General features: G+C 64.1%; 16 protein-coding genes. 12 read left to right on the top strand and 4 right to left on the bottom strand.

Annotation, left to right across the window (positions count from 1 at the left end; all coding sequences use genetic code 11):
- Positions 1–24: 24 nt before the first annotated feature.
- The 6 genes from WDLP6_RS25735 (at position 25) to WDLP6_RS25710 (ending at position 6,523) form a co-directional block, all read left to right on the top strand.
- Positions 25–1,035 carry an ABC transporter permease subunit gene (locus tag WDLP6_RS25735; RefSeq protein WP_162569966.1) on the top strand — a complete coding sequence of 337 codons (1,011 nt, stop codon included), beginning with the start codon at positions 25–27 and terminating at the stop codon, positions 1,033–1,035.
- Positions 1,032–1,940 (top strand): ABC transporter permease subunit, encoded by a 909-nt coding sequence (locus tag WDLP6_RS25730; protein ID WP_162569965.1) that lies wholly within the window; start codon positions 1,032–1,034, stop codon positions 1,938–1,940. Before WDLP6_RS25735 ends, WDLP6_RS25730 begins: the two co-directional genes overlap by 4 nt.
- Positions 1,937–2,947 (top strand): ABC transporter ATP-binding protein, encoded by a 1,011-nt coding sequence (locus WDLP6_RS25725; RefSeq protein WP_162569964.1) that lies wholly within the window; start codon positions 1,937–1,939, stop codon positions 2,945–2,947. The genes WDLP6_RS25730 and WDLP6_RS25725 overlap by 4 nt, the downstream gene beginning before the upstream one ends.
- Positions 2,944–3,981, top strand: coding sequence for a dipeptide ABC transporter ATP-binding protein (locus WDLP6_RS25720; RefSeq protein WP_162594640.1), 1,038 nt, complete (start codon positions 2,944–2,946; stop codon positions 3,979–3,981). Before WDLP6_RS25725 ends, WDLP6_RS25720 begins: the two co-directional genes overlap by 4 nt.
- Before the next feature lie 14 nt (positions 3,982–3,995).
- Positions 3,996–5,621 (top strand): ABC transporter substrate-binding protein, encoded by a 1,626-nt coding sequence (locus WDLP6_RS25715; protein ID WP_162594639.1) that lies wholly within the window; start codon positions 3,996–3,998, stop codon positions 5,619–5,621.
- A 137-nt stretch (positions 5,622–5,758) separates the two neighbouring features.
- Complete coding sequence (locus WDLP6_RS25710; protein WP_162594638.1) at positions 5,759–6,523, top strand: 5'-methylthioadenosine/adenosylhomocysteine nucleosidase; 765 nt, start codon at positions 5,759–5,761, stop codon at positions 6,521–6,523.
- 97 nt (positions 6,524–6,620) lie between these two features.
- On the opposite strand, the gene WDLP6_RS25705 is transcribed toward WDLP6_RS25710, so the two are convergent.
- Positions 6,621–8,159 (bottom strand): acetolactate synthase large subunit, encoded by a 1,539-nt coding sequence (locus tag WDLP6_RS25705; RefSeq protein WP_162595258.1) that lies wholly within the window; start codon positions 8,157–8,159, stop codon positions 6,621–6,623.
- A gap of 158 nt (positions 8,160–8,317) precedes the next feature.
- The gene (locus WDLP6_RS25700; protein ID WP_162594637.1) at positions 8,318–9,433 is read right to left on the bottom strand and encodes a porin; all 1,116 of its coding nucleotides are present in this window, start codon (positions 9,431–9,433) and stop codon (positions 8,318–8,320) included.
- 378 nt (positions 9,434–9,811) lie between these two features.
- On the opposite strand from WDLP6_RS25700, the gene WDLP6_RS25695 reads away from it, so the two are divergent.
- The 5 genes from WDLP6_RS25695 (at position 9,812) to WDLP6_RS25675 (ending at position 14,492) form a co-directional block, all read left to right on the top strand.
- Entirely contained in the window at positions 9,812–10,675 is an 864-nt protein-coding gene (locus WDLP6_RS25695) for a fumarylacetoacetate hydrolase family protein (RefSeq protein ID WP_162594636.1), read from the top strand.
- On the top strand, positions 10,676–11,866 hold the full coding sequence (locus tag WDLP6_RS25690; RefSeq protein ID WP_232077319.1) for a Rieske 2Fe-2S domain-containing protein: 1,191 nt from the start codon (positions 10,676–10,678) through the stop codon (positions 11,864–11,866).
- Positions 11,867–12,027: 161 nt separating this feature from the next.
- Positions 12,028–12,972: a Bug family tripartite tricarboxylate transporter substrate binding protein gene (locus WDLP6_RS25685; RefSeq protein ID WP_232077316.1), complete on the top strand. Its 945-nt coding sequence runs from the start codon at positions 12,028–12,030 to the stop codon at positions 12,970–12,972.
- A gap of 57 nt (positions 12,973–13,029) precedes the next feature.
- Positions 13,030–13,527 (top strand): bacteriohemerythrin, encoded by a 498-nt coding sequence (locus WDLP6_RS25680; RefSeq protein ID WP_232077315.1) that lies wholly within the window; start codon positions 13,030–13,032, stop codon positions 13,525–13,527.
- Positions 13,528–13,793: 266 nt separating this feature from the next.
- Positions 13,794–14,492: a Crp/Fnr family transcriptional regulator gene (locus WDLP6_RS25675; protein WP_162594633.1), complete on the top strand. Its 699-nt coding sequence runs from the start codon at positions 13,794–13,796 to the stop codon at positions 14,490–14,492.
- Between the two features lie 118 nt (positions 14,493–14,610).
- On the opposite strand, the gene WDLP6_RS25670 is transcribed toward WDLP6_RS25675, so the two are convergent.
- Positions 14,611–15,582, bottom strand: a complete 972-nt coding sequence (locus WDLP6_RS25670) for a PDR/VanB family oxidoreductase (RefSeq protein WP_162594632.1) — start codon at positions 15,580–15,582, stop codon at positions 14,611–14,613.
- Positions 15,583–15,789: 207 nt separating this feature from the next.
- Entirely contained in the window at positions 15,790–16,776 is a 987-nt protein-coding gene (gene corA, locus WDLP6_RS25665) for a magnesium/cobalt transporter CorA (protein ID WP_162569954.1), read from the bottom strand.
- Positions 16,777–16,956: 180 nt separating this feature from the next.
- Here corA and WDLP6_RS25660 point away from each other — a divergent pair, with 180 nt between their 5' ends.
- Positions 16,957–19,065 (top strand): ATP-dependent helicase, encoded by a 2,109-nt coding sequence (locus WDLP6_RS25660; protein WP_162594631.1) that lies wholly within the window; start codon positions 16,957–16,959, stop codon positions 19,063–19,065.
- Positions 19,066–19,207: the final 142 nt, after the last annotated feature.

Genomic DNA, 19,207 nt, shown 5'->3' with positions numbered 1-19,207 from the left:
ATCGGTCTTGCATATTGAGGCCCGATGCTCCGCTTCATCCTGACCCGCGCCAGCCTGCTCGTGCCGACCTTCATCGGCATGACGCTGCTCGCGTTCTTCCTGATCCGGCTGGTGCCCGGCGATCCGATCGAAACGCTGGCCGGCGAGCGCGGCATCGACCCGGTGCGCCATGCGCAGCTGCTCAAGGACTACGGCCTGGACAAGCCGGTGCTCACGCAGTACGGCATCTACATCGGCCGCGTGCTGCACGGCGACCTCGGCAAGTCGGTCATCACGCAGGAGCCGGTGATGAACGAGTTCAAGGCGCTGTTCCCGGCCACGGTCGAGCTGGCGCTGTGCGCGATCGGGTTCGCGCTGCTGGTCGGCATCCCGGCCGGCATCCTCGCGGCGGTCAAGCGCAACTCGGTGTTCGACCACGGCGTGATGGCGGTCTCGCTCACCGGCTACTCGATGCCGATCTTCTGGTGGGGGCTGCTGCTGATCCTGCTGTTCTCGGTGCAGCTGGGGTGGACGCCGGTCTCGGGCCGCATCGCGGTCGAGTACTACATCGAGCCGGTGACCGGCTTCCTGCTGATCGACTCGCTGCTCTCGGGCGACAAGGGCGCCTTCCTGTCGGCGGCTTCGCACATCGTGCTGCCGGCCATCGTGCTCGGCACCAACACGCTGGCAGTGATCGCGCGCATGACGCGCTCGGCCATGCTCGAGGTGCTGGGCGAGGACTACATCCGCACCGCGCGCGCCAAGGGCCTCGCGCCGCTGCGCGTGGTCGCGGTGCACGCGCTGCGCAACGCGATGATCCCGGTGATCACCGTGATCGGGCTGCAGGTCGGCGTGCTCTTCACCGGCGCGATCCTGACCGAGACCATCTTCTCGTGGCCCGGTGTCGGCAAGTGGCTGATCGAGGCCATCGGCCGGCGCGACTACCCGGTGCTGCAGGGCGGCATGCTGCTGCTCGGCGGCATCGTGATGCTGGTCAACGTCGGTGTCGATCTCGCTTACGGCTTCATCAACCCGCGCATCCGGCAGGCCCGATGAACAGCATCGCCACCCCTTCGAAGATCGTCGAGGCCAGCAGCGCGCCGCCCGGGCCGTGGCGCGAGTTCTGGACCTCGTTCTCGGCCAATCGCGGTGCGGTGATCGGGCTCGGCGTGATCGTGGCGCTGTTCCTCATTGCGCTGCTGGCGCCGTGGATCGCGCCGCATACGCCCAACACCACCGACAGCACGGCCTTCCTGCTGCCGCCGGCCTGGCAGAAGGGCGGCTCGGTCGCGCACCTGCTGGGCACCGACGCGATCGGCCGCGACATCGCCTCGCGCCTGATGTACGGCGCGCGGCTGTCGCTGTCGATCGGCGTCGCGGTGGTGGCGATCTCGGTGGTGGTCGGCATCGCGCTGGGCCTGATCGCCGGCTTCGCGCGCGGTGTGCTCGAGATCGCGATCATGCGGCTGATGGACGTCGTCCTCACGCTGCCGAGCCTGCTGCTGGCGATCGTGATCGTCGCCATCCTCGGGCCGGGCCTGATCAACGCGATGCTCGCGGTCGCGATCGTGGTGCTGCCGCATTACGTGCGCATCACGCGCGCGGCGGTCATCGGCGAGATCGCGCGCGACTACGTCACCGCCGCGCGCGTCAGCGGCGCCGGCACCTTGCGCCTGATGTTCAGCGAGGTGCTGCCCAACTGCGCCGCACCGCTGATCGTCCAGGCCTCGCTGGGCGTCTCGACCGCCATCCTCGATGCCGCGGCGCTCGGCTTTCTCGGCCTTGGCGCGCAGCCGCCGTCGCCCGAATGGGGCACCATGCTGGCCGACGCGCGCGAGTTCGTGCTGCGCGCCTGGTGGGTCGTGACCTTTCCGGGGCTGGCGATCCTGGCCGCGGTGCTCGCGTTCAACCTGCTGGGCGACGGCTTGCGCGATGCCCTCGATCCGAAGCTCAAGCGATGAGCCTTCTCGACATCCGCGATCTCCACGTGGAGTTCCCCACGCAAGGCGGCACGCTGCACGCCGTCGACGGCGTGAGCCTGCGCCTGGAGCAGGGCGAGGTACTCGGCATCGTCGGCGAATCGGGCTCGGGCAAGAGCGTCACGATGATGGCGCTGATGGGCCTGATCGGCTGGCCCGGCCGCGTGCGCGCGGCGCACCTGCGCTTCGGCGGCCACGACCTGCTCGGCATTTCCGACACGGCGCGGCGCGGGCTGATCGGCAAGGACGTGGCGATGATCTTCCAGGAGCCGACCACCAGCCTCAACCCCTGCTTCACCATCGGCTGGCAGCTGATGGAAACGCTGCGCCTGCATCTGCATCTCGGCAAGCGCGAGGCGAGGATGCGTGCCACCGAGCTGCTCGAACAGGTCGGCATCCCGGCCGCGTCCTCGCGCCTGGGCAGCTATCCGCACCAGCTGTCCGGCGGCATGAACCAGCGCGTGATGATCGCGATGGCGATCGCCTGCAATCCGCGCCTCCTGATCGCCGACGAGCCGACCACCGCGCTCGACGTCACGATCCAGGCCCAGATCCTCGACCTGCTGCGCAGCCTGCAGAAGGAGCGCGACATGGGCCTGGTGCTGATCACGCACAACATGGGCGTGGTCAGCGAGATGGCGCAGCGCGTGGTCGTGATGTATGCGGGCCAGGTGGTGGAGCAGCAGCGCGTCGACCGCCTGTTCGCGGCGCCCCAGCATCCCTACACCGAGGCCTTGCTGGCCGCGCTGCCCGAGCGCGCGGCCGAAGGCCGGCTGGCCACCATCCCCGGCATGGTGCCGGGCGTGCACGACCGACCCGGCGGCTGCCTGTTCGCGCCGCGCTGCGCCTACGCCACCGCGCACTCGCGCGCCGTGCGGCCCGAGCTGCGCGAGTGGCAGGGCGGCGCGGTGCGTTGCCACTATCCGCTCGGCGATCCGCAGCGCGACGCGGCCATGGCGCTGGACAACGCGATGGAGCGCGACGCATGACGGACATCGCCGTCGTGGCCACCCCCGCCGCCGCCGAGCGCCCGCGCGCGGTCGTGGCCGAGGCGCACGAACTCCAGCGCGTCTACAGCATCCGCCGCGGCTTCCTGCGCGAGCCCGCACGGCTGCAGGCGGTGGGCGGCGTGTCCTTCGCGCTGGAAGCCGGCCGGACGCTGGCGGTGGTCGGCGAATCCGGCTGCGGCAAATCGACGCTGGCGCGCATGGTCGCGCTGATCGAGGCGCCCACGGCCGGCCGCTTCGCGCTCGACGGCATCGACGTCGCCACCATGAACACCGGCCAGCGCCAGCAGTTGCGCCGCACCGTGCAGCTGGTGTTCCAGAACCCGTACGGCTCGCTCAATCCGCGCAAGAAGGTCGGCGACATCCTGGCCGCGCCGCTGGCCATCCACATGCCCTTCGACAAGGCCGAGCGCACGCGCCGCGTGCGCGACATGCTGGCGCGCGTCGGCCTGCGGCCCGAGTACGCCAACCGCTATCCGCACATGTTCTCGGGCGGCCAGCGACAGCGCATCGCGATCGCGCGCGCGCTGATGCTCAGCCCCAAGCTGGTGGTGGCCGACGAGCCGGTGTCGGCGCTCGACGTGTCGATCCAGGCGCAGGTGCTGAACCTGCTGGCCGATCTGCAGGCCGAGCTCGGCCTGGCCTATCTCTTCATCTCGCACGACCTCGGCGTGGTGCGCCACATCGCGCACGAGGTGCTGGTGATGTACCTCGGCCATGCGGTCGAGCAGGGGCCCAAGGCGCAGATCTTCGCGCGGCCGCTGCATCCCTACACGCAGGCGCTGCTGGCCTCGACGCCGGGTCTGACGACCGGGCGCATCGTGCTGAAGGGCGAGCTGCCCTCGCCGCTGGCGCCGCCGCCCGGCTGCGTGTTCAACACGCGCTGCGCGCATGCCACCGAGCGCTGCCGCATCGAACGGCCGCTCGCGCGCCTGCTCGATGCGCGGCAGGTCGCCTGCCACCATGCCGAACAGTTTCTCGAAGCCCCGCCCGCGTCCGCGCGGCCACAACCCTGAAGGAGTCGACCGACATGCAACAAGCTTCCCTCTCCTCGCGCCCCGCGCGCCCGCGCGCCACGGCCCTGGCCGCATTGGCTGCACTCGCATTGGCCTGCGGCGCCGCCTCCGCCAAGACGCTGGTCTTCTGCTCCGAGGGCAGTCCCGAGAACTTCTATGCGGCGGTCAACACCACCGGCACGTCCTTCGACGTCACCACGCAGGTCTACAACGGCCTGGTCGAATTCGAGCGCGGCGGCACCAAGGTCGTGCCGGGCCTGGCCGAGAGCTGGACCATCTCGCCCGACGGCCTGGAGTACACCTTCAAGCTGCGCCACGGCGTGAAGTGGCACAACACCTCGAAGAGCTTCAAGCCGACGCGCGACTTCAATGCCGACGACGTGATCTTCATGATGGAGCGGCAGTGGAAGGAGAGCGACCCGTACTACAAGGTCACGAGCACCAACCACTCGTACTTCAACGACATGGGCATGCCCAAGCTCCTGAAGTCCATCGACCGCCTCGACGACTACACGGTGCGCTTCGTGCTGAACAAGCCCGAGGCGCCCTTCCTCGCCAACCTCGCGATGCCCTATGCCGGCATCCAGTCGAAGGAATACGCGATCGCGATGCTCAAGGCCGGCACGCCCGAGAAGATCGACCAGGACCCGATCGGCACCGGCCCGTTCTACCTCGTGCAGTACCAGAAGGACGCGATCGTGCGCTTCAAGGCCTTCCCGCAGTACTGGGGCGGCAAGGCCAAGATCGACGACCTGATCTTCGCCATCACGCCCGACGCCTCGGTGCGCTGGGCCAAGCTGCAGAAGAACGAATGCCAGGTGATGCCATACCCCAATCCGGCCGACCTCGACGCCATCCGCAAGGACCCCAACGTGCAGGTGCTCGAACAGCCCGGCCTCAACGTCGGCTACCTGGCCTACAACACGACCAAGAAGCCCTTCGACGACGTGCGCGTGCGCAAGGCCATCAACATGGCGATCAACAAGAAGGCCATCATCGACGGCGTCTACCTCAGCACCGGCGTCGCGGCCAAGAACCCGATCCCGCCGACCATGTGGTCGTACAACGATGCGGTCAAGGACGATCCCTACGATCCCGAGGCCGCGAAGAAACTGCTCGCGCAGGCCGGCCTTGCCGACGGCTTCACCACCGACCTGTGGGCAATGCCGGTGCAGCGGCCCTACAACCCGAATGCCAAGCGCATCGCCGAGCTGATGCAGGCCGACCTCGCGAAGATCGGCGTCAAGGCCGAGATCAAGACCTTCGAATGGGGCGAATACCGCAAGCGCATGCAGGCCGGCGAGCACCAGATGGGCATGCTGGGCTGGACCGGCGACAACGGCGACCCGGACAACTTCCTCTACACGCTGCTGGGCTGCGCCTCGGCGCAATCGAACGGCAGCAACGTCGCGAAGTTCTGCTACCAGCCCTACGAAGACCTCGTGGTGAAGGCCAAGAACGTGTCCAAGCAATCCGAGCGCGAAGCCCTCTACAAGAAGGCCCAGGTGATCTTCAAGGAGCAGGCGCCGTGGTTCACGATCGCCCATGCGGTGCAGCTCAAGCCGGTGCGCAAGGAAGTGGTCGACTTCAAGCTGAGCCCGTTCGGGCGCCACACCTTCTATGGCGTAGACATCAAGTAACCCCCCAGCCTCGCCCACTTCGTGTGGCTCGGGCACCCCCTGCCGGGGGCGCCGCCTGCGGCCCGGCGAAGCCGGATCCGCGGCGGCCCGCGAAGAAGACAGTGACGGATGCGAGCAGTGATGGAAGGCACGGTGAGATGAATCCGATCGCGATCGTTGCGGCGATGCACGAAGAACTGGCGGCATTGCTCGCCGCGATGCCCGACGAGCACCGCGTCCGCGTGGCAGGCCGCGAGTTCTGGCTCGGCCACCTGCACGGGCAGCCGGTGGTCGCGGTGCTCTCGCGCATCGGCAAGGTCGCCGCGGCCACCACCGCCACGGTGCTGCTGGAGCGCTTTCGCGCGCGCGCGATCGTGTTCACCGGCGTCGCCGGCGGGCTTGCGCCGAATGTGGCGGTGGGCGACGTGGTGGTGGCCACCCGGCTGCTGCAGCACGACCTCGATGCCTCGCCGATCTTCCCGAAATACGAAGTGCCGCTGACGGGCCACGCGCGCTTCGCGACCGACACCGCGATCAGCGATGCGCTCGCGGCCGTGACGGCCACGCTGCTGCGCAAGCCCGCGGCGCTGCTCGGCCAGACGGTGGTCGACGAGTTCGGCCTTGCCGCGCCGAAGCTCCATCGCGGGCTGCTGGTGAGCGGCGACCGCTTCGTGTCGACCGCCGCCGAGAGCGCTGCGCTGCGCCGTGACCTGCCCGACGCGCTGGCGGTCGAGATGGAAGGCGCGGCCGTCGCCCAAGTGTGCCACGACTACGGCGTGCCCTTCGCCGCGGTGCGGACCATCTCGGACCGCGCCGACGACGCGGCGCATGCGGACTTCACGCGTTTCGTCGCCGCGGTCGCGAGCCGCTACAGCCTGGCGCTGATCGATGCGTGGCTGCGCACGCTGGCTGTGCCGGCTTGACGAGGGCCTGTTCACACATAAATGCCCGCCGGTTTGGCAAGAGTGCAGGATCGCTCTACCCCAAGCACCTTGCTGCAAGCTTTGATGCACGGCGCCTTCATATCAGCAATTCAATCAGAAACGGCCCTGGCCGCGCGTTTGCCATCCGGAACAACTCCGCCAACTGCTCCATATCCTCGGCGCGGGAAGCTTCCACCCCCATGCCATGGGCCAGTTGCACCCAATTGAGATTCGGATTTCCGATGTCGAGCATGTCAAGCGCTGTCTTCCCCGCATTGGCACCGACGCCGGCAAGCTCACCCAGCAAGATGGCGTACTTCCTGTTGGCCAGGACCACCACTGTGACATCAAGCTTCTCGCGTGCCATGGTCCAGAGCGATTGCAGCGTATACATGCCGGAGCCGTCTGCCTGCAGCGCCACCACTCGGCGGCCTGGCGCGGCTACCGCGGCGCCAGTAGCGAGCGGAAGCCCGCCACCGATCGCTCCCCCGGTGAGGGGCAGCCAGTCGTGTGGCGCGGCGTTCTCGGTAGCAGGGTAGAAGGCGCGACCGAAGCTCACACTTTCGTCGACAACGATGGCCTGCTCGGGCAACAGCACCGTCAGCATCTGCGCCACGGCAGCAGGAGTCACCGCGCCCCTGGGCAACTCGTGAGACGAGTTCGAATACGGCACGCTCACGGCCGGCGCGTCCAACTCGTCCGCCAGGCGCTCCAGCGCATCAGAGAGATCTTGCTCCGGACGGGCGAGCGTATGTACGTCGGCATCCATTGGATACGGACGCGGCGACTGCCCTGGATAGGCGAAGAAGGTCACTGGCGTCGAGGCCCCGACCAATATGACGTTGCAGATTCCAGCCATCTCTGATCGAGCTTGGTCGCCGGAATATGGCATGCGATCAACGCCAAAGCGGCCGCGCCCTCTCGCCACTCGCCCATTGGTGCGCTCCATGACAAGGCGGCCACCAGTGGCAGCAGAGATGCGGTGCGCCGTGGCCAGCGCCGCTTCACCTACCGCCGCGCCAGTCAACACGATCAGCGTGGGCCGCTGCGAGCGCAGCATGCGCGCGGCCTGTTGGATCGCATGGGGTGAGACCTTGGGCGCCGGCGTATTCGCGATAGGCATCGCCACGTCTCCACCCGATTCCCAGCAGACATCGGAGGGCAGAATCAAGCTGGCCACACCGCCGGGAGCAGCGCACGCAGCAGCCACGGCGCGGGCCGCATCGGCGCCCACCAACCCCGCTTTCGTGGCGGTTCGGACCCACGTCGAAACGGGACGTGCCCAGCCTTCGGTATCGGTGGTGAGGGGCGCATCCAGCGGGCGGTGATGCGTGGCCTGATCTCCAACGATATTCACCACGGGTGTTTGCGCGCGGCGCGCGTTATGCAGGTTGGCCAGCCCGTTTGCCAGGCCCGGACCGCAGTGCAGCAACGTGGCTGCAGGCTTGCCAGCCATTCGACCGTAGCCGTCGGCGGCACCCGTGACGACGCCTTCAAACAAACCGAGAACGCAACGCATCCCAGGGATTTGATCGAGTGCGGCAACGAACTGCATCTCGCTCGTCCCAGGGTTGGCGAAGCAGGTGTCCACGCCGCAGGCCAACAGCGTTTTGACCAGACTCTCCGCGCCGTTCATTTCGCCCTCACCGCTGCGCTCGCAGTTCCATCGGCCGTTCGCAGTAATTTCCATCTCGATTTCTTCCTTCAGGACAGGCGCAAATATTGACGCGCACATAAAACACCGCGCCGCACATCGCAATAGAGCGTCGACCGGCTCGCGCCAGCGGCAGCGAACTAGAAACTGGTCCTGATGCCGAAGTCGTAGCCCGTGCCGCTGCCATAGGCAAAGCCGGGGGCCGTCGCGAAGCCTGGGTTGTCACCGCCGTTGGAGCCGCTGAACGTCCAGGTGCCCTTGTTCTTGTTCCTGATATGCGAGACCGTGGCATAAGCGGCCGTGCGCTTGGAAAAGAAATACACATAACCCGCGGCCAACTGATCGGCGCCTGCGCCGGTGGCACCGCTCTGTCTGATGCTGTTGTAAGAGACTGGGATGTATCCCGCGCCGGCGTAGATCCGACCGCCGATCCCCCAGTGCGTGTACTTGGTTCCAGGGACATCCGATGTGTTGGTGCCGACGTGTGCCATCAGCTTGCCCACTCCAAAGTCATACGCAGCGCCCAGACTGAATTCCTTGAACGAGCTGAAGCCGGCAACCGCATCGGCTGCGTAGGGGGTGCCCTCGGACCGCGAGTAGGCAATGGCCGCGTTGATGGGGCCCTCAGCGTACCCCAGACGCCCACCCGCGTACCGGCCCAGCGCAGGCCGGCCATGGGTGTTTTCCGGGAGCGCATACATCAGCTGAGCGTACACACCGCGACCGGTGTTCGCTGGGCGATTCGGGCCGTAGCCCCATAGATACGAGATCGAATTGTTGGCACGAATCAACGTCATCGGGTTTGATCCCCGCGTTGTGATGTTGGATCCGGCGCCTGCACCGCTGGTGTTGAACGGATCGAATGCGTTGTGATTGCTCCAGGTTGGCGTGTAATCGCGACCGAATCGAATCTCGCCAAATGGACCCGCCAGACTGACCGTGCTGCGACGCGCGAAGTATGTGGAACTAAAGATCTCGCCGGTGTCGTTCAACAAACCGGATTCAAGCCAAAAATTGGCAGACATTCCTCCGCCAAGGTCTTCGGTGCCACGGAATCCAAGCTGACTGCCTGCGTTCCCGCTTGTACTGAGTAGCGTTTTGCTCAAGCCGCCCTGGCTGAAATGACTCACGTCTGCATCCAGGAGGCCCCAAATGACCACAGACGAAGTTGATTGAGCGAACGCCGAGCCGGCAGAAGCTGCGACAACCAGAGAAAACAGTGGTATCTCCAAAAAAAATCTCCGACTTGCACCCATCGCTTGGCTCCTGATTTTGTATGAATGAAGCCGCCGATTGTGTGCAGTCGAGGAGCGCCGATCGATCGGAAATATCGGCCGATTGTCCTGTTTGTTGCGAACCGCCTGTCGGCCACTCAAGGAGAGCATCCGCGCAAGCAGAAAATGGAGAGCGGCCGTTGAACTCGCTTCTCACGGCGTCGTCACGTTGGCGATGACAAACCGCGAACTGGCAGAGACGAAGGGATCGGAAGGCGGACCGTCTCATTGCTGAGGACAATGCCGCGTTCGAAATTTGAGCATTGCAACAAACGGGACATTTGCATCACATTCTCGATTGCTTGGAGCGTTAGCCCTGCAGACACTTGATTCGTTCAAGTTTGAAATGCAAGGATTCAGATGACGAGAAAAAACTTCAACCTCGGCCGATTTCGATTCGATGGCCAAATCCTGATCGGACGAATCGATGGAGGCGATGTCGAGGTCGTGTGTGACGGCGATGAGCTTCCGCTCGCGCTATCGCCCGAGGGCCAAGAATTGCCTACGAAAAGACGGATCCCTGTGGATGCTGTGGAGATGTTGCCGCCACTCCATCCGGCCGGCCGCGTTTTCGCGATCGCCATCAACTATTCGGCCCACGGTGCCGAAGCAAAGGCCGCTCCGCCCGAGCGCCCCCTGATTTTCTACAAGGCGCCTTCCAATTTCGTTGCCCATGGCGGGACGCTCAATCCGAACAAGGCCATCACTTCGAAGCTTGACTACGAAGGGGAGATTGCTGTTGTCATCGGCAAGCCTTGCAAAGATGCCTCACTTGATACCGCCTTGAGTTTTGTCGCTGGCGTATGCGCTCTGAACGACGGGTCCGCCCGAGACCTCGGCAAGATCGCGATCGGCGCGCCCGGGCCCGACGCCACGTATTGGCCGGACTGGACTGCGAACAAGGGCCTGGACGGCGCCTCGGCACTCGGACCCACCATCACCTGCGGCCCCGAGGTACTGGGTGCGTTGCGTGAGCGGGAACTGACGATCACCACGCGGCTGAATGGAGCGGTGGTGCAAAGCGCAAGCATGAAAGAGATGATTTTCTCGACAGAGCAGATCATCGCGACGCTGTCCTCCTACATGACGCTGCTGCCCGGTGACGTCATCGCAACGGGAACGCCAGCCGGCGTCGGCATGGCGCGGAGCCGCTTTCTCAGAACCGGCGACGAGCTCGAGATCCAGGTCGGCACGCTCGAAGCTTTGTCCGTGAAGGTGGGGTAAATGGAACAGGCAATCGACAACAAACTGGTTCAACAAGCGTCTCGGATGAGGCAATTGACCGAAACGTCCGCCGGCACTCCGATGGGGACGTTGCTGCGCAAGTTCTGGCATCCTTTCGCGCTTTCGAGTAGCGTGACCGCGGGAAAATCAAAGGCCGTGCGACTGCTGGGTGAAGATCTGGCCCTTTATCGGGGGGAGTCGGGTCGTGCTTATCTCGTTGCCAATCGCTGCGCACATCGCTTGACGAAGCTTCACACGGGCTGGATCGAGGGCGAGCAACTGCGCTGCATGTATCACGGCTGGAAGTACGACGGTAGCGGGCAATGCGTCGAGCGGCCGGCAGAGCGACCTGGCAGTGAAACTGGCATTCGGATCGATGCCTATCCCGTTCATGAGTACTGCGGGCTGATTTTCGCGTACATGGGACAGGGAGAGCCCCCGATCTTCGATCTTCCTCGCAAGCCGAGATTCGAAGAGCCGAACGTTCTGCTATTTCAGCGCCAGGAGATCTGGCCTTGCAGCTGGCTTCAGCACGCAGAGAACTCGCTCGACGCGGTACACGTCAGTTTTGCACACCAGATCGGGAAGGTCGGTGCGTTTGGCCATGCGATCACTACCGGCATTCCCGAACTCGACTATGAGGAGACGTCAGCCGGAATTCGCCAAACCGCGGTGCGCACGATGGACGGGAAGTCTCAAGTGCGGATCAGTGACTGGACATTTCCCTACGGAAATCACGTGACCATCCCTAACGTGAAAGAGGGCCTGCCATGGGCCGAGAGTGCGAACTGGATGGTTCCGATCGACGACTTCCGCACGATTCGGATGTCCCTGCGTGCAGTGCCTTCCACCACGCCGGAGGCGGACGAGGAGCAGCAACGCTATTCGGACGAGTGCGCGAGCTACAACTCGGCCGACTATCACGACGAACTTTTCGCAGGGCAGTATCCCGACGATCCGTTGGTGCGACTGACCAGCGCCCAGGACTATGTGGCCCTTGTCGGGCAAGGTGCAATCGTCGATCGGGTGAGTGAACGCCTTGGGTCCTCTGATCGTGGCATCGCGCTGCTGCGCCGCATAATCTTCCGGGAGATCGATGCGCTGCAAGCCGGCACTCCGACCAAGGAGTGGCGGCGGCTGGAGAAGCCGTCCAAGCTGTTCGAGTACAAGAAGGCCGAAACCGAAGCTTAGGGTATCGACCGGAATTTGAGTGAACAGCCTGTTGAAGAGATCGATCGTATTTCCCGCGGTCTCGCGGGGTCGCGATCGACTCTCTTTGTGAACCAAATCAACACTGCGGCATAAAGATGATTAGCAAGAGACAAATACTAAAGGCAGCCGGCGCATTGCCGTTGGCATGGACCATCAGCGGGCCTCGTGTCGGATATGCGCAGAGCCAAGCCTATCCCAGCAGGCCGGTGACGCTCGTTGTGCCATTCAGCGCGGGAAATGCCTCTGACACCACGGCTCGTGCTCTTGCGCAACAGTTGAGCAGCACACTGGGTCAGCAGGTTGTCGTCGACAATCGTCCAGGCGCGGGAGGCGTGACGGCTGTCAAGCTGCTTGCCAGATCGGCAGCAGATGGGCACACGCTTCTATTTGTCGGCGCTGGCGTGGCGATCTCTCAGTCCCTCTTGAAGCCCGCTCCATACGACATGCTCAAGGATTCCGTCCAGGTTTCGACGGTCAGCAGCGATGAGCTTCTTGTCCTTGTGCCGAGCAATTCGAAGTTCAAGACATTTCAAGATTTCCTCCGTGAAGCGAAGGAGCGTGGATCCGCCATGACAGTGGGTGTCAACACGCTTGGAAGTCTCCAGCATTTGAGTGCGGAGCTGCTCAAGTCACGCGCGCAGCTTGAATACGTCATCGCCCCCTTTGGGGCGGCCAGTCGACTTGTCAACGGGCTGGTGGCCGGGGATGTGGACCTCGCGCTCGAGTACGCGGCCCCAATGCGCAGCCTGATTTCGAGCGGCATGGTCAAACCCCTGGCGATCTGCAGCGCAAAGCGATCCAAGCTCTGGCCCGAGGTGCCCACGATGAAGGAACTCGGGATCCCTGACTACGAGATTACATCGTGGTCAATGATTGTCGCGCCCGCGCAGACACCGGAATCGATCGTCCATCGGCTCAACCAAGGAATTCGAAGCGCCCTGGCGGCTCCCGCGTTTGTGACTCAAATGAAGGCCAATGGAACGAGGATTCTGGGTAGCACGGCTTTGCAGGCATCGGCTCTGATGGCCAGCGAAATCAAGAGGTGGGCGGGTGTCATCAACGCGTCGAAGATCGAGCTGAAATGACATGCTACGCGCAGTCGGAGCGGTGGCGGAGCCGCGCGAACCCTGGTGTCACGTGCAATGCATGAGTCCACGCAAAATTTGAACAACGGCGATCCGATGGGGACGCCGTTGTTCCTGAATCTGGGAGACGAAGGCCTCGATCGTGACCATGCCCATCTGCAAGACCTCATTCTCGCGTTGCTTGACAGCAAGCCGGAGGAGGCGGCTGACAAACTGGATCGGCTGCGCGTCCACGCCCGCGCGCATTTTGATCGTGAGGATGCCGACCTTCGGCACTTGGGTGGCAGCAATGCGATTTGCCATCTCGATGAGCATGCCGCAGTCATGAAGTCGCTGGACGAGGTATGGACCATCATTCGCAGCGATGAAGCCGCTTCAGCGGTGGTGGAGCGCCTTGCGAAGAGTCTCTCGCTTGAATTGCTGCGCTGGCTGCCAGAGCATGTGGGCGAGATGGACGCTGGCTTGGCTGCCGAGCGCACTCAATCGCGTTTCGGGGGCGCGCCGGTGCGGATCGCACGGAGTTTCCCGGGTGGGTCAGGTCGAAGCCCGTCCTGACAAGTCCGCGCACAGCCTCTCTGACCTGTTCGCATCCAGGGATCCAATCGCAAGGACGTGGTGGCATCGAGGCGAAGATGTGCGGCGTGCTCATCTATGCCATCGCAAACCGGCGCCGGTGGCTGTGAGTGCGCAGTATGATGCCCCACGAACGTTCATGGAGCGCCGGTGGCGATCTCGAAGTTTCCGCATCGACAAGGCGCTGCGCTGCCGTGCAGGCTCAGCATGGACCGAAACCACATGGCGAGCACGCTGGACGGCGAGGCATGGCGGTGACGACGAATGTCCTCGTGCGCTTGACGATTGCCCAATCGGAACTCTTCTCCACGTGGCCGGAAGAATCCCTGGATCGCCTCATTGAGGCCGCCGATCTGCTTGTCGCCGAGCCCGGTACATGCATCCATCAATCGGGTGACCCGGCAAACTACCTCTACCTTCTTGTCAACGGATGGATGAATCTCTCGCGAGCGATACCAGAAGAGCGAGATTTCACGGCAGGTTTGCATCTTGCGGGTGCGTTCCAAGGACTGGGGCCGGTGATCACACAAACGCCCCACATGCACACGGCCACTTGCAAAGAAAAGACAGTGCTTGTTCGCATCCCCGGGGCGTTGCTGCGCGAGATGGTTGCTCGAGACGGACGTTTGTCGTTTTCACTCTTTGCCGCGCTGCAGACAAGACATCGTGGAGCATTGACGCTCTACGCAAGCGCTGCAGTCCATAGCATTCAGGCAAAGATTGCAGGTCTACTGACGTCAATCAATGCACGCAGCGCTGGAGGTCGAAATTCTGCAATGATCAATTTATCTCAGGATGAAATTGCGACCATGCTGGGAACCCGACGGCAAGTGGTAAACCGCGCGTTGCGAGACATGGCTGCGGAGGGCGTGGTTGATGTTCAGTACGGAAAAATATCGATCACCGATATGGAGAAGCTTCAAAAGATGTCGCAAAAAATCGACTAGCGATGCTGGACAGGATGGCCGCCTTGCCCGGATGGGCTGCCATCCTGTCCGGGAAGTCTGGGACAAATACCTGGACGCATGGGCTCGCACTTCTCCACTGCGTCGACTTCCAGCATGGCTAGAGGTCCAGTATGAGCTCTCGCGATTTGGCGCCTGAGCAGCAGACAATCATCGTCGTGCCACTTGCTCGTTCGGAATCAGATAGAACGTAATCGCGGTGATCTGGAACCCCTGCAAGGACCTTCGTCTCGCAAGCGCGGCATATCCCGCTCATGCACGAGTGAGGAACGTCGATATTCGCGTTCAGCAGTGCGTCAAGGATCGTACTTCCGGGCCCTACTGGCACGATCTTGTTTGATCTCGCCAGCCGCACGTTGAACCGTTGATCTTGCGCACTTTCAGTGCTTGTGGCATTGGCGGGCGCAGCAAAATATTCACGGTGTATCAGACGCGCTTCACGATCTGCAGTGGCGGCGTCAAAAGCTCTGAGCAATGGAAGGGGGCCGCAGCAGTACACGTCGGCGTCGCTCTGGGTGGCTTCGATGATTGCGCGAATGTTCAACATCCTGTTCGCATCGCCGCCATCGAAATTGAGATAGACCTGGCCGCCCGAGGTCGTTGCCATCGACAGAATTTGATCTACGTACGACGCGTTTTCGCGCGTGCGTGCCGAGTAGTAAAGAGTCCAGGATGCTTTGAGTTGCGCCAGGCGCTGGATCATGCTCCAGAGCGGGGTAATGCCGATTCCACCCGCAATAAGAACCGTGTGCGAAGCGTCCTCGCGGAGCGTGAAGTTGTTTCGTGGTTCGGAGATAGTAAGAACATCACCGACTTGAAGTCGGTCGTGCATGAAGCGAGATCCACCCTGACCGAACGCTTCGCGATTGACAGCAATCACATATCGATGGCTTCCCCCAGGCTCATTGACCAGTGAGTAGCTGCGAACAATTCCGATCGGAAGATGGACATCGATGTGTGCGCCTGCGGTAGCGATAGGCCATCTTTCGTCATCGATGGGCCGAAAATCAAAGCTGAGAATCTGATTCGCGAGACTCTTGATGGCGTGCAGTCTGGCCTTGTGTGTCCTCATGCATCAATTCTGTGATGATGCTGAGTTTTTTGCGAACGGACCCTGTGCGCAATTGTGTTGAAAGTTGCAATCTCAACTGTGACAACGCCATCGGCACTGACGGCAGGCCGAACTCGGTGCAAGGGCCTGATGCTCCCTTGCGTCACACGACCCATGTCCTCTCGAAGCCGGCAACGACACCGGCGGCGATGGATGTGCGAACAGGCCCTACTTGAGCCAGCCGCGCCGCCGGAAATACCACATTGGCCCGAGCGCGCTGGCGATCATGAGCAGGATCGCATAGGCATAGCCATAGGCCCAGTCGAGCTCCGGGATGAGCTTGAAGTTCATGCCGTAGACGCTGGCGATCAGCGTCGGCGGCAGCAGCGCCACGCTGGCCACCGAGAAGATCTTGATGGTCTTGTTCTGGTTGATGTTGATGAAGCCGACGGTCGCATCCATCAGGAAGTTGATCTTGTCGAACAGGAAGGCGGTGTGGTTGTCGAGCGATTCGATGTCGCGCAGGATCTGGCGCGCTTCCTCGAACTGCTCGGCGTTGAGCATGCGGCTGCGCATCATGAAGCTGACCGCGCGCCGCGTGTCCATCACGTTGCGGCGGATGCGGCCGTTCAAGTCTTCCTGCCGTGCGATCGCGGCCAGCACTTCGCCGGCCAGCTCGTCGCTCACGTTGCCTTCGAGCACCTTCTTGCCGGCGATCTCGAGTTCGTCGTAGATGTTCTCCAGCGTGTCGGCCGAGTATTCGGCGTCGGCATCGAAGAGCTTGAGCAGCACTTCCTTGGCGTCCTCGATCAGGCCCGGCGCGCGCCGCGCGCGCATGCGCAGGAGGCGGAACACCGGCACGTCCTCGTCATGGATCGAGAACAGCACGCCGCGGCTGCGCAGTTCGGTGTTGTGCTGGTTGAGGATGAAGGCCACGCGCACCGAGCGCGGGTTCTCGTCGTCGTCGATCAGGAAGTCGCTGCGGATGTGCAGCTCGCCGTTGTCTTCTTCGTAGAAGCGGGCCGACTCCTCGATGTCCTCGTCCATCGCATCCTCGGGGATGGACAGGCCGTAGTACTGCTTGATCCAGCGCTTTTCCTCGACGGTGGGCGATTCGAGATCGACCCAGATCGGCTGGAACTGCGACAGCTCTTCGAGCGCCTCGATCTCTTCCTGGACGAGGCGGCCGTTGGCCAGCGTGAAGATGTTGAGCAAGGTTCACTCCCGTGAATGTCTGGGCGAAGAGGATGGGGAATGGGGCGCTCACCGGGGATTTGAAAGCTGCCGGGATCGGTGCCCATGCGTAGTCTCCGTGCGCAGCGAGGCGCGATTATGTCACCGCACCCGGTGCATTCGCGCTGCGGATCTGGATGGGCATCCAGTAAAGTCGCAGTGATGCAGAGCGTCGCGCCACCCGCACCGATGTCCCAGAGCGAACGGCTCGCGGCCGCGCTCGCGCAGCTCAACGAGGCGCAGCGCGCCGCGGTCGATCATGGCCTGGATGCCGCGCTGGGCGCGGCACAGGATGAACGCCCGCTGCTCGTGATCGCCGGCGCCGGCTCGGGCAAGACCAGCACGCTCGCGCACCGCGTGGCGCACCTGATCGCGCGCGGCATCGATCCGCAGCGCATCCTGCTTTTGACCTTCTCGCGCCGGGCCGCGCAGGAGATGGAGCGCCGCGCCGGCCAGGTGCTGGCGCGCGTGCTCGGGTTGCGCGCCGAGGCGCCGCCGGCGCTGCCGTGGGCCGGCACCTTCCACGGCATCGGCGCGCGGCTCCTGCGCGAATACGCGGCGCTGATCGGGCTCGGCGAGAACTTCACCATCCACGACCGCGGCGATGCCGAGGACCTGATGGGCCTGGTGCGCCACGACATCGGCCTGTCGGCGATGCAGCGGCGCTTTCCGCGCAAGGGCACCTGCCTCTCGATCTATTCGCGCACCGTCAACACCTGCGCGCCGCTGGCCGAGGTGCTCAAGCAGGCCTTTCCGTGGTGTGCCGAGTGGGAGGCCGAACTCAAGCGGCTGTTCGGCGCGTATGTCGATGCCAAGCAGCAGCAGAACGTACTCGACTACGACGACCTGCTGCTCTACTGGGCCGGCATGGTGGCCGAGCCGTCGCTGGCGGCGCAGATCGGCGCGCGCTTCGACCATGTGCTGGTCGACGAGTACCAGGACACGAACCTGTTGCAGGCCAGCATCCTGCGCGCCCTCAAGCCGGAGGGCCGCGGCGTCACCGTGGTCGGCGACGATGCGCAGTCGATCTATTCGTTCCGCGGCGCCACCGTGCGCAACATCCTCGACTTTCCGCAACAGTTCGGGCAGCCCGCGCGCATCGTCACGCTGGAGCGCAACTACCGCTCGACGCAGCCGATCCTCGATGTGTCCAACGCGATGATCGCCGCAGCCGCCGAGCGCCATGCCAAGACGCTGTGGACCGACAAGCCCTCGGCCGGCCGGCCGCAGCTGGTGCTGGTGGCCGACGAGGCGCAGCAGGCGCGCTTCGTGGCCGATCGCGTGCTCGCGCACCGCGAGGGCGGCCTGGCGCTCAAGTCGCAGGCGGTGCTGTTCCGCACCTCGGCGCACAGCGCGGCGCTCGAGCTCGAGCTGGTGCGGCGCAACATCCCCTTCGTCAAGTACGGCGGGCTCAAGTTCCTCGAAGCCGCGCACGTCAAGGACTTGCTCGCGGTGCTGCGCTTCGCGCAGAACCCGCGCGGACGCATGGCGGGTTTTCGCGTGACGCAGCTGATCCCGGGCATCGGCCCGGTCACGTCGACGCGGCTGCTCGATGCGATGGCCGAAGCCGCCGATCCGGCCGAAGCCGTGCGGGCCTTCGTGCCGCCCTCGGCCGCGCAGGCGGAGTGGGCGCGCTTCGCCGCCATCTATGCGGCCCTGCGCGCGCCCACGCTCGCATGGCCGGCCGACATGGACCTGGCCTTGCAGTGGTACCTGCCGCACCTGGAGCGCCTGCACGACGACGCGGTACTGCGGCGCGGCGATGTCGAGCAGCTCGCGCGGCTGGCCTCGGGTTATGCCTCGCGCGAGCGCTTCCTGACCGAGCTCACGCTGGACCCGCCCGAGGCGACGAGCGACCGGCCGGGGCCGCCGCTGCTCGACGAGGACTACCTGATCCTCTCGACCATCCATTCGGCCAAGGGGCAGGAATGGACCTCGGTGCACGTGCTCAACGTGGTCGACGGCTGCATCCCCGCCGATGTCGCGCAGGGCGCGCAGGAGCTCGAAGAAGAGCGGCGCCTGCTCTATGTCGCGATGACCCGGGCGCGCGACCACCTGCACCTGCTGGTGCCGCAGCGCTTCTACGTCACGCAGCAGGCGGCACGCGGCGACCGCCATCTCTATGCCGGCCGCACGCGCTTCATTTCCGCCGCCGATGCCGAGGGCTTCGACCAGCGGACCTGGCCGCCACCGCCCGAGCGCGCACCGCATGTGCCGGCACCGGCTGCGGCCATCGACCTGCTCGGCCGCATGCGCGCGGCCTGGCGCTGAGGCGGGGCGTCACTCTCATTTCGATAGCAACGAATGCCTGTCCAGCATGCATCTGGCGGCATCGAAAAAAGGGGATTGCAATTCGATGACAGCATGGGCATAGTGAACCGACCTTCCCCTCTTCCTTCTCCTTCCCCCGCTC

It is taken from the genome of Variovorax sp. PBL-E5 (assembly GCF_901827185.1).
Classification (GTDB): Bacteria; Pseudomonadota; Gammaproteobacteria; order Burkholderiales; family Burkholderiaceae_C; genus Variovorax.
Note: the sequence above shows the minus strand (reverse complement) of the source record. Positions and strands in the feature narration are given on the sequence as shown.